Source organism: Bradyrhizobium sp. SZCCHNR1051 (assembly GCF_032489615.1).
In the GTDB taxonomy this organism is placed as follows: domain Bacteria; phylum Pseudomonadota; class Alphaproteobacteria; order Rhizobiales; family Xanthobacteraceae; genus Bradyrhizobium.
Genome location: NZ_JAUEYJ010000023.1, coordinates 147,558 through 158,360 on the forward strand (window position 1 = coordinate 147,558; position 10,803 = coordinate 158,360).

At 65.5% G+C, this 10,803-nt stretch carries 7 protein-coding genes and 1 pseudogene; 6 read left to right on the forward strand and 2 right to left on the reverse strand.

Annotation, left to right across the window (positions count from 1 at the left end; all coding sequences use genetic code 11):
- Nucleotides 1–22: 22 nt before the first annotated feature.
- Nucleotides 23–1,042: an ABC transporter substrate-binding protein gene (locus tag QW868_RS26425; protein ID WP_410051327.1), complete on the reverse strand. Its 1,020-nt coding sequence runs from the start codon at nt 1,040–1,042 to the stop codon at nt 23–25.
- A gap of 99 nt (nt 1,043–1,141) precedes the next feature.
- On the opposite strand from QW868_RS26425, the gene QW868_RS26430 reads away from it, so the two are divergent.
- A complete protein-coding gene (locus QW868_RS26430; RefSeq protein WP_315774066.1) occupies nt 1,142–1,972 on the forward strand; it encodes a creatininase family protein in 831 nt (276 codons plus the stop codon).
- Nucleotides 1,973–2,201: 229 nt separating this feature from the next.
- A complete protein-coding gene (locus QW868_RS26435; RefSeq protein ID WP_315774068.1) occupies nt 2,202–2,477 on the forward strand; it encodes a hypothetical protein in 276 nt (91 codons plus the stop codon).
- A 176-nt stretch (nt 2,478–2,653) separates the two neighbouring features.
- Here QW868_RS26435 and QW868_RS26440 read toward each other — a convergent pair whose 3' ends face one another.
- Nucleotides 2,654–4,714 carry a carbohydrate porin gene (locus QW868_RS26440; protein ID WP_316231897.1) on the reverse strand — a complete coding sequence of 687 codons (2,061 nt, stop codon included), beginning with the start codon at nt 4,712–4,714 and terminating at the stop codon, nt 2,654–2,656.
- 518 nt (nt 4,715–5,232) lie between these two features.
- Here QW868_RS26440 and QW868_RS26445 point away from each other — a divergent pair.
- The 4 genes and pseudogenes from QW868_RS26445 to QW868_RS26460 all read left to right on the forward strand — a co-directional run.
- Nucleotides 5,233–5,724, forward strand: a pseudogene (locus QW868_RS26445) (creatininase family protein); the annotation flags it as partial.
- A gap of 146 nt (nt 5,725–5,870) precedes the next feature.
- On the forward strand, nt 5,871–6,155 hold the full coding sequence (locus tag QW868_RS26450; protein ID WP_316231898.1) for a hypothetical protein: 285 nt from the start codon (nt 5,871–5,873) through the stop codon (nt 6,153–6,155).
- 264 nt (nt 6,156–6,419) lie between these two features.
- The gene (locus QW868_RS26455; RefSeq protein ID WP_316231899.1) at nt 6,420–8,405 is read left to right on the forward strand and encodes a carbohydrate porin; all 1,986 of its coding nucleotides are present in this window, start codon (nt 6,420–6,422) and stop codon (nt 8,403–8,405) included.
- A gap of 309 nt (nt 8,406–8,714) precedes the next feature.
- On the forward strand, nt 8,715–10,025 hold the full coding sequence (locus tag QW868_RS26460; protein ID WP_315783982.1) for a hemolysin family protein: 1,311 nt from the start codon (nt 8,715–8,717) through the stop codon (nt 10,023–10,025).
- Nucleotides 10,026–10,803: the final 778 nt, after the last annotated feature.

Here is a 10,803-nt window from a genome sequence, read left to right on the forward strand (position 1 = left end):
CTGAAAGCGCCGCTCAAGCGTCCTACTTCTTCGGCCGGAGATCGATGCCGACGCCCTTGTTGACGAAACGCAGCGTATAGGACTTGCGATAGTCGATCGTCGACTTGACCACGCCGGCCCGCACCATCTTGTCGAAGAAGCTGGCGATGCGCTCCTCCGTCATGGCGCCGATGCCCTTGTCCACGCTGTCGCCGGAATCGACGATGCCGTACTCCTTCATCTTGGCGACCGAATAGGCCAGCAGGTCGTCGGTCATCTCCGGGTTCATCTTCTTGATCAGCGCATTGCCGGCGGAATTGTCGCCGTAGATGTAATTGTACCAGCCGATGATCGAGGCATCGACGAAACGCTGCACCAGGTCCGGCTTGCTCTCGATCAGGTCGCGCCGCGTCTCGATCAGGGTCGAATAGGTGTTGAAGCCGTTGTCTGCGAGCAGGATCACGCCGGGCTTGAAGCCGGCGGCGCGCTCGACCGCGAACGGCTCTGATGTCACGTAGCCCTGCATCGCGCTCTGCGCGGTGGCGATGAACGGCTGCGGATTGAACGTGTAGGGACGCACGTTCTTCTCCGAGAAGCCGTATTCGGACTTCAGCCACTGATAGTAGCTGGAGATGCCTTCCTTGGAGACGAACAGGGTCAGCGGCTTCAGCTCTTCGAGCTTGGTGATCCTGGACTCCGGATGCGTCAGGAACACCTGCGGATCCTTCTGGAACATCGCGGCGATCGACACCACCGGCACGTTGTTGGCCACCGCGTCGAACGACATCAGCGTGTTCGCGGCCATGAAAAAATCGATCTTGCCGGAGATCAGCAGCATGCGGTTGTTCTCGTTCGGACCGCCCGGCACGATCGTCACGTCCAGACCGTAGCGCTTGTAGGTGCCGTCGGCGACCGCCTGGAAGAAGCCGCCATGCTCGGCCTCGGCGACCCAGTTGGTGCCGAACGAGACCTTGTCCAGGGTCTGGGCCTGGGCCGCCGGGACCAGCGCACCCGCGACGAGCAAAGCCGCCATTAACGTTCGCGACAGAAGCCCCTGCGTCATGATTGGATTCCCCGGTTAGTCTCGCCCAAGATGCCGTTCGAAGTGCTATGGTCGGGCGATAAGTACCCTGCCCGAGGCACGAAAGAAACAGCCAGCACGATGACCACCCCGCCCCGCGACTGGACCGAGCTGCACTGGCCCTTGATCGGAACGTCCGAGGCGGCGCGCTGGATCGCAGTGCTGCCGCTCGCGGCCACCGAGCAGCACGGACCGCATCTGCCGCTCGGCACAGATGTTTACATTGCGGAAGCCTATCTCGCCCGCGTGCGCGCGCTGCTGCCGCCGGCACTGCCGGTCACCTTCCTGCCGGTGCAGCCGGTCGGCATTTCCACCGAGCATATCGATTATCCGGGCACGCTGACCTTGCCGACCGAGACCGCGCTGCGGAGCTGGCGAGCGCTCGGCGACAGCGTGGCCCGCGCGGGAATCAGGAAGCTCGTGATCGTCACCAGCCATGGCGGCAACAGCGCCGCGATGACCCTGGTCGCGCAGGACCTGCGCGCCGCCTTTCGGATGCTGGTGGTGACGACATCGTGGTCGCGCTTCGGCGCGCCCGACGGCCTGTTTTCTTCCGACGAGCTGCGGCACGGCATCCATGGCGGCGCCGTCGAGACCTCGATCATGCAGGCCTGTCATCCGGAGCTGGTGCGTGGCGACGCCATCGCTGCCTTCGCGTCATCTGGCGCTGAGATCGAGAAGAACAATCGCGTGCTCTCGACGCAGCGGCCGGCGCCGATGGCCTGGCAGACGCAGGACCTGAATGCGAGCGGTGCGGTCGGCGATGCCACGCAGGCGTCGGCGGAGAAGGGCGAGCGCGTGCTCGACCACGGCGCGCGGGCGTTCTGTGCGCTGCTCGAGGATATCGATAACTTCGACGTGAACGGGCTCGGCGGCGGCCCGCTGGCGAGCCGTTGGATTGGGCCCAACTAGAGCATGATCCGGAAAAGTGGAAACCGGTTTTCCGGAAAGATCATGCTCAAACAAAGAGATGAGATCATGATGCGATTCCGTGGAATCGCATCATGATCTAACTGGATTTTCAAACGAATCTCTGAACCGCCCCGGCCTTGTTCGGGCGATTCGAACCGCTTTCGAGAAGCCTCCGTCCAATTTGACAGACGGCCAGCACCGGCCGCCCAACGGAAAACAGGAGCCTTCCATGTCCATCAAGACCAAGCTTGCCGCCCTGACCCTCGCCGCCCTGACCGTGACCGGCGGCGTCGCCGCGACCTCCACGCCTGCCGAGGCCCATGGCTTCCATCACGGCTGGGGCTGGGGCGTCGGAGCCGGCCTCGTCGGCGCCGCTGTCGTCGGCAGCGCCATCGCCGCCAGCAACGACGGCTATTACTACGGCGGTTATCGGTACTGCCACTGGGTGCCCCAGTACGACGCGTTCGGACGTTACGTCGGCCGGGTCAGAGCCTGCGGCTATTGATGGCGCGACGGTCACCTTGCCCAACCGAATCCACCAGGGCTCGCCACGTCGGCTCGTGAACGCGCTGCAGCACCGGTCCCGCGTCTGATACGGGTGTCCCCATCAGCTTAGACCCGTGTCCCAACCCGCCCGGCTATCCCCCCCGGGCGGATTGTCGGGGTGGCAGGTCGTTCGACTCAGAACTGCGCGTGCAGCCGCGACCCGATGATCGAGACCGGCCCGCGATCGCGGCTGTAGGCCGGGTTGACGATGAACTGATAGTCAAACGTCAACTGCCAATTGAACACCGGCAGCGAGTAATACGCTTCGAGGATCTTCTCGGCCCCGGGGTGCGGCAGCTGCCCATCACCAATCAGCGCCGTATAGCCGCCCGCGGCCAAATAGGCCTGATGCGCCGGCGAGATCTGATTGACCACCCCTGCGAGGCCGAACGTGTCGTCCGGCCGTCCCCAGAATCTGCCTGACACCGAGGTGCCGGCGGCAAAGGTCGTGTCAACGTCGGTGAACGCGTAGGCCTCCAGCTTCCCGGGCGTGTAGCCGGCGCGCGCGAACACGCCGAGCCCCGGCAGGATCTGCTGCTCCCAATTGGCGGAGATGCCGGGCTTGCTCTTGTAGGTCCGGACCGCCGCGAGATCCGGAGCGGCTCCAGTCTGCGCCGCCAGGGTCACCGCATCCTGGAAATTGCCGAGGCGGGCCCGCGTCAGATAGCCGGTGACCAGGATCTTGCCCGGCTGCCCCCAAAGCTCGTAGCGGCGTTCGAGTTCGCCGACCATCTGGAATTGGCCGAGCTTGGCATCGAGATCGGTGCTGTTTGGGACGGCCGGACCATCGAAGATACCGGCGCGGACCGTCCACGGGCCGGTGTACCACTCGGCCGCTGCGCCATAGGTGAACGCCCAGGCATCCGCGGCATAGTCGAACGTGCCGGTATTGACCAAGGTCCAGTTCAGGAAGTCGGCACGCGGGTCGTGGGCGTATTTGTTCTGGTCGAAGATATCGACGACGCCGAACTTGCCGACGGTGAAGACGAGACGATCGGATGTCTGTGATCCCGCGAACTGGTTGATGCCGGCCTCGACCTTCTGGCTCTCGCCGCCGAGATCGATGGTCTGGCGCAGGAAGGCGCGCGGAATGCGGGCATAGGGATAGCTTGAGCCGACCTTGTAGGCCTCAGCACTCGGGAAGCCGGCGACGCCGAACGTGCCGCTCAGGCCAAAGCCCTGGTCGATTTCGGGGTTGATCCAGATCTCGGCGCCGTCCCAGGGGCGGAAACCGACGTACAGGTCGAGGTCAAAGGTTTCGCGGCCGATATTGGGATCCAGGCTGTTCCGGCCGGCATAGGGGGCACGGAACGGAAAGTCGTACTGCGTCGTGATCGTGGTCTGGCCATGCACGGCGAAATTGTCGAGCTCGGGTGGCACGATGCCCTTGCCGAGCAGGTCCTTCTTGGCCGGATCCGTGCCCAGCTGGTAGTTGAGCCCGAGTTGCAGCCTTTGGATCGACAAATCGGAGTCGTAGAGCTGGCCGGCCGCGGTGAAGCGTTTCCGATGATGCCCGAACTCGGAGTCCAGGAATTCGAGCTTGGCGCTCCAGGCCGGCGCGATCGGCACTTCCACCCCGAGACCGGCGACCCAGCCGAGCCGCCAGGTCAGCGCCGTATCGACGTCGCCCACCGCCGCATTGCCGGCCGTGCCCGCGAGCTGAGTCCGCTCCAGACGGTCGTAGCTCCAGGCGAGGCCGCCGGTCGCGTAGACCAGCCATGGATTGAAGTCGTAACCGATACGCCCGCGCAGCGTACCCGTCCCCAGCATCGTATCGCGATAGGCCGCCTGGCCAGTTGCCGGGGAGGTCGGGGCCCGCACGCCGGCGAGCGTGTTCGGAGCCGAGAAGTCCCCCTCCACGCCGAGCAGGAGGCGCGGCGACAGCATCCGGTTGTAGCCGGCCTGCAGGCCGAACAGATAGCTGCCGGTCCCCTTGAAGGCATCATAGGAGTTAAACAGGCCGGTCGATCCCGAGAGCATCGGGACTCCGGCGCCGGCCTCGAGGGCGGTCCAGCCGGACTTGCCTGCGGCGTAGCCGAGGTGCCCGCCGATATAGAATCCGTTCCAGTCAGGGGCCGCCGAATTGTCATACGACTGCGGCCGCGAATTTACCGACCCGAGATCGGCCGCTGTCGCGGTTTTGGACAAAGTGAGCAGGAGACCGAGCGTCGCCCGAGCCAGGAGCCGGTGGTCCATCTTGTTCAATTCACGTGAGAATTACGATCAGTGCCGTTCTGACATCATCTCGTAACGGATTTGCAACACGCGGGTCTCCCACCATGCGGCAGTTCCGTCTTCGAATCGCTCGTCAGCTCGATTGCCTTGCGACGTCATGTCACAAGCGAGCTCGATCGCGAAGGGCCGACACCCGTTCCCACAGCCGATAGGGCCATCGAAAATCACCGCTTCCGCGCGCGAGCCGTGACGTGTGACTTCAAAGTCATTGCAAGTAACTTGCAATATTCGCTAGGGTCCGCATCACCAGCGCCTCTGTTCACTCCTGCTCCTGCGGTCCATACGCTTGCCGACGGTTACGCCAATACGATCCGGACGATCGCGCGTCCGAAGCTGGACCGGGCTTGCCGCCGTCGTCGTCCTCGGCTCGGGAGCTGCGGCCCAGGCCGCGGATTTGGCGCTGAAAGCGCCGGTCGCACAGACGGAGTTCGATTGGACGGGTGTCTATGTCGGCGGCCACGCCGGCTATACGCGCGATCGGAATCACGAAGCTCGTGATTGTCACCAGCCATGGCGGCAACAGCGCCGCGATGACCCTGGTCGCGCAGGATCTGCGCGCAGATCACCGCATGCTGGTGGTGACGACGTCATGGTCGCGCTTCGGCGCGCCCGATGGCCTGTTCTCCGCCGACGAGCTGCGTCACGGCATCCATGGCGGTGCCGTCGAGACCTCGATCATGCTGGCCCGCCATCCCACGCTGGTGCGCAGCGATGCCATCGCCGCTTTCCCCTCGCGCGGCGCTGAGATGGAAACGACCTACGAGGTGCTCTCGACGCAGCGGCCGGCGCCGATGGCCTGGCAGACGCAGGACCTGAATGCGGGCGGCGCGGTCGGCGATGCCACGCAGGCCTCGGCGGAGAAGGGCGAGCGCGTGCTGGACCACGGCGCGCGGGCGTTCTGCGCGCTGCTGGAGGACGTCGATAACTTCGACGTGACCACGCTCGGCCACGGCCCGCTGCCGGGCTCCTGAGCCAAAGATAACATTCTGGATCTTCTGATGAATCTCCGGATGGCGTCGATCGCCATCAGGCGATTCGAACCGGTTTCGAAAAGGCTCCGTCCAATTTGGCAAGCGGCCGACGCCGGCCGCCGCAACATCAAACAGGAGCCTTCACCATGTCGATCAAAACCAAGATTGCCACCCTCGCGCTGACCGCGCTCGCCGTGACCGGCAGCATCGCCGCAACGTCGACGCCTGCGGCGGCCAACGGCTTCCATCATCATCACCATTGGGGCTGGGGCGTCGGTGCCGGCCTCGTCGGAGCCGCCGTCGTCGGCAGCGCCATCGCCGCCAGCAACGACAGCTACTCCGATGACGGTGGCTATCGGTACTGCCGCTGGGTGCCGCAGTACAACGTCTACGGCCAGTATGTCGGCCGCGTCAGGGCCTGCGGCTATTGATGCCGGGCGTTCGTCGCGTCCCGCCCGGCCGCCCGGGCGGGCTGATTGTTGCGTGGGCGCCACACCCTCAATCGGAAACCGGATGAGACCGCCTCACGATTGCTGTTGCGAATTAATCGCAATATAAATCATCCACAAATTACCGCGTGCCGTCCACACTTCCGATCGAACATCGACGACTCCGTAATCTTCTCGTGACTGTGCGCGGGCAATCAGTTGTGACGTTTGCCTGTGTCGTTTGCCTCGCCTTGGGAATCCGCCGCCATGATCCGTTCGAACTGCACCCGGGAGATGATCGCGGCCGGCGCCATGATCGCCGCGCTCGCTGCCCCCGCAGCTGCCGCCGACCTGCCGGTCAAGGCGCGGATGGCGCAGACGGTGTTCGACTGGACCGGCCTCTATGTCGGCGTCCATGCCGGCTATACGCGCGACCGCGCCCAGGCGACGCTGACCGACCCGAGCGGGACGGTCAGCGCCGGTAGCCCGTTCAGCGGTCTCACTGGCGGCGTGCAGGCCGGCTACAACTGGGTCACCCGGTCTGGCCTGCTGCTCGGGCTCGAGGGCGATTTCAGCTTCCCCAACTATCTCACCTCCAACCACACCGTCGCGATGCTCGGCACGCCGGCATCGAACGTCTCGGAGCTGTGGGACTATGTCGCCACCGCCCGCGGCCGCGTCGGCTACATCAGGGGCGACTGGCTGGTCTATGCCACCGGCGGCCTCGCCTGGACCGGCGGCCGCTTCATCAACACGACGGCAGCCGGCGACACCGAGAAGCTGCTGACGACGCGGCTCGGCTGGGCCGCCGGCGCCGGCATCGAGCGCAGCTTTGCGCCGCATTGGAGCTGGCGCCTCGAATATCTCTACAGCCATTTCGAGAACGGCGGCGTCCGCTTCTCCAACGGCGCCAGCTACAATTCGCAACTCGACTTCCAGACCCTGCGGGTCGGGCTCAACCGCAAGCTCGATTTCGTGGGCGGTCCCGACCTGAAGCTCAAGAGCGATCCGTCCGATCCCGAATCCGACCGCTGGGAGATCCACGGCCAGGCGACCGTGATCGGCCAGGGCTATCCGGCGTTCCGCGCCGCCTACACCGGCGCCAACAGCCTGACACCCGCGCGTCAATTCCAGGAGACCTGGAGCAACAGCCTGTACATCAACGCGCGGCTGTGGGACGGCGGCGAGGTCTACTACAATCCCGAGCTGCTGCAGGGCTTCGGCCTCAGCAACACCGTCGGAGCAGGCGGCTTCCCCAATGGCGAAGCGCAGAAGTCCGACTTCCCCTATCCGCACTACAACACCTCGCGGCTGTTCCTGCGCCAGACCTTCGGCTTCGGCGGCGAGCAGGAGCAGCTCGGCAGCGGCCAGCTGCAGCTGTCCGGCAAGCAGGACATCTCGCGTCTCACGCTTCAGATCGGAAAATTCCCCGTGCTCGACGTGTTCGACGGCAACGCCTACGCCAAGGACGCACGCAAGGACTTCATGAACTGGTCGGTCTGGGCGCCCGGCGCCTTCGACTATGCCGCTGACAAGCTCGGACTGACCTATGGCGCCACCGCCGAGTTGAACCAGAAGAACTGGGCGCTGCGCGCCGGCTATTTCCTGGTCGATGCCGAGTCGAACTCGAACAATTTCGACACGCGCGTGTTCAGGCGCGGCGAGTATGTCGTCGAGCTGGAGACGCGCTATCAGCTGTTCTCGCAGCCGGGACATTTGCGCACGATCGGCTGGTTCAACAGCGTGTTCGCCGGCAGCTATCGCGAGACGCTGGACAATCCCGCGCTCAATCTCGACATCAGCCAGACCCGCCGCGGCCGCGGCAAATTCGGCTACGTGATCAGCTTCGACCAGGCGCTCTCCGACGATGTCGGCCTGTTCGGACGCTGGAGCTGGAACGACGGCAAGAACGAGATCATGGCGTTCACCGACATCGACAGCAGCCTGTCGTTGGGCACCTCGATCAAGGGCACGCGCTGGGGCCGTCCCGACGACACCATCGGCCTCGCCGGCGTGACCAACGGGCTGTCGCGCGACCACCGCGCCTTCCTCGCCGCCGGCGGCCTCGGCCCGCTGATCGGCGACGGCGCGCTGAACTACCGGCGCGAGAACATCATCGAGGCCTACTACGCCTACTCGATCAACAAATACCTGACCTTCACGGCGGACTATCAGTTCATCAGCAATCCCGCCTACAACGCCGACCGCGGTCCGGTGTCGATCTTCTCGGGGCGGCTGCACGGGGATTTCTGAGCGGCGGCTGTTTTTATTTGCGCAGGCCATAGCTCCTCACTCGGTGTCGTCCCCGCAAACGCGGGGACCCATACCGCGGAAGCTATCGAGGGACGTCACTGCCGATTGCCCGCCTCACGACCGCCGGTGGCTATAGGTCCCAGCTCAAGGCCGGGACGACAGCGGAGGTCCAGGCGCGGCAAGCCCCAATCTGACCGCCCACCCGTCTCCAGCCATGCCCCCACCGCAACGCGGCATTGGGCGCTTGCCACCCCCATATGCTAGGACCTGTCCCCATCCCGCCCCCTCCGGGCGCCAGACCAGGTCGAAATGCTCTCCGTCGAACTCGCCATCATCGTCGTCCTCATCGTCGTCAACGGGCTGTTGTCGATGTCCGAACTCGCGATCGTCTCGTCGCGGCCGGCACGCCTCGCCATGCTGGCCGAAAAGGGCATCGCCGGCGCCCGTCGGGCGCTGGCGCTGGCGTCCGATCCGGGGAGGTTCCTGTCGACGGTGCAGATCGGCATCACCCTGGTCGGCGTGCTCTCTGGCGCATTCTCGGGCGCCACGCTCGGCCAGCGCCTGACGCAGTGGCTGCTGGAGCTCGGCCTGTCCGCCTCCGTTGCCGACATCATCGGCGTCGGCCTGGTCGTCACCACCATCACCTATGCGACCCTGATCGTCGGCGAGCTGGTGCCGAAGCAGCTGGCGCTGCGCGACCCCGAGGCCGTGGCGGTCCGCGTCGCGCCCGCCATGCAGGTGCTCGCCAAGGTGTCGCTGCCGCTCGTGGTGCTGCTCGATCTCTCCGGCAAGTTGATCCTGACGCTGCTCGGCCGCTCCGGCGAGGCCGAGGAGAAGGTGTCGGAGGCGGAGATCCACCATCTGGTGCGCGAGGCCGAGACCGCAGGCGTGCTTGAGCCCGGCGAGAAGGAGATGATCGCCGGCGTGATGCGGCTCGGCGACCGCCCGGTCGGCGCCATCATGACGCCGCGCCCCGAGGTCGACGTCGTCGACCTCAACGACGATCCCAAGACCATTCGCGAGCTGCTCGCCAAGAGCCCGCATTCGCGCCTGCCGGTGTCGGACGGCGAGCGCGACCGTCCGATCGGCGTGCTCCAGGCCAAGGACCTGCTGGCCGCCTATCTGCGCGACGAGACGCCGGACCTGCGCAGCCTGGTGCGCGAGGTGCCGATCATTCCCTCCACCGTCGATGCGCGCGACGTGATCGCGATCCTGAAAGTCGCGCCCGTGCACATGGGGCTCGTCCACGACGAATACGGCGCGTTCGAAGGCGTCGTGACCGCGGCGGATATTCTGGAGTCGATCGTCGGCGCGTTCTCCTCGGAGGAAGGTCCGCCGGAGCCGGCCTGCCTCCGCCGCGACGACGGATCGCTGCTCGTCTCCGGCTGGATGCAACTCGACGAGTTCGCCGACGTCCTCGCCATCGAGGTGCCGCCACATCGCGGCTACCACACCGTCGCCGGCCTGGTGCTGCAGCATTTCGGCAGCGTGCCCGCGATCGGCCAGAGCTTCGAGCTGCAAGGGTGGCGCTTCGAGATCATCGACCTCGACGGCCGCCGCATCGACAAGATCCTGGCGACCAGGCTCGCCCCGGAGGGCGGCGAGCCGAACGTGGGGTAGCGCTCGCTCAATTGCGCCAGGGCGTTTCATGATGCGTATCTCGGCCCGCATCATCGAGAGACCCGCGCAGGCACGGCACCGGCGGTGCGCCCCCTCTCCCGCTTGCGGGGGAGGGCTGGGGTGGGGGTGCCACAGCGGCAGTCTTTCCGGAGCAATCCCCCACCCGCATCGCATCTGACGATGCGATGCGACCTCCCCCGCACGCGGGGGGAGGCGCTGACCGATCGCGCCGCGCCTGCGTGCCACAAACAACTTTGCAATCCCCGATTCGCCCGTCGGGCGGAGTGCCGATCTCCAACACGCCGGCGGACGGCCGATGCGCCACGCATGTCGCCTGCGCCAAAACACTCATTTCCCCCGCGCCCTCAATATGAAGACCCATTTCAAGAGCCTCTGCGAAAAATAGACAGCTTCCGAAAATCATAATTCATGTCCTATGCTCCTCCCATTCCGGTCCTGATGAGGGGCGTACGCGCGTCGTCACGAACGTTGGACCGGCAATGCGATGGACGTGACGGCGGCGCTGGACGAGCGCTGTCGTCGCGGACGGCGAAATCGTGTGGTCCTGACCTCCCGACGCTGAGGTCCGCGGCAGCGCGCGTGATGCGCGCGTTGTCGCCACGGTGGCCAGAAAGCCGGTGCACCGAGGAGAGCAAGTATAAGCCGTTAAAACCGATCGCGCAGGGAGGGCCGGGTCGTTCCGGCTGAACCTTGTATGGGGAGTAAGTTGTCAAGAGGGGCGTCGTTTGTTGGGGGCGGTCTTTGGCGCCAGGGAGAG

Coding starts and splice junctions, on each gene's coding strand:
- QW868_RS26425 (WP_410051327.1), bottom strand. CDS start 1,042: ATGACGCAGGGGCTTCTGTCGCGAACGTTAATGGCGGCTTTGCTCGTC.
- QW868_RS26430 (WP_315774066.1), top strand. CDS start 1,142: ATGACCACCCCGCCCCGCGACTGGACCGAGCTGCACTGGCCCTTGATC.
- QW868_RS26435 (WP_315774068.1), top strand. CDS start 2,202: ATGTCCATCAAGACCAAGCTTGCCGCCCTGACCCTCGCCGCCCTGACC.
- QW868_RS26440 (WP_316231897.1), bottom strand. CDS start 4,714: ATGGACCACCGGCTCCTGGCTCGGGCGACGCTCGGTCTCCTGCTCACT.
- QW868_RS26450 (WP_316231898.1), top strand. CDS start 5,871: ATGTCGATCAAAACCAAGATTGCCACCCTCGCGCTGACCGCGCTCGCC.
- QW868_RS26455 (WP_316231899.1), top strand. CDS start 6,420: ATGATCCGTTCGAACTGCACCCGGGAGATGATCGCGGCCGGCGCCATG.
- QW868_RS26460 (WP_315783982.1), top strand. CDS start 8,715: ATGCTCTCCGTCGAACTCGCCATCATCGTCGTCCTCATCGTCGTCAAC.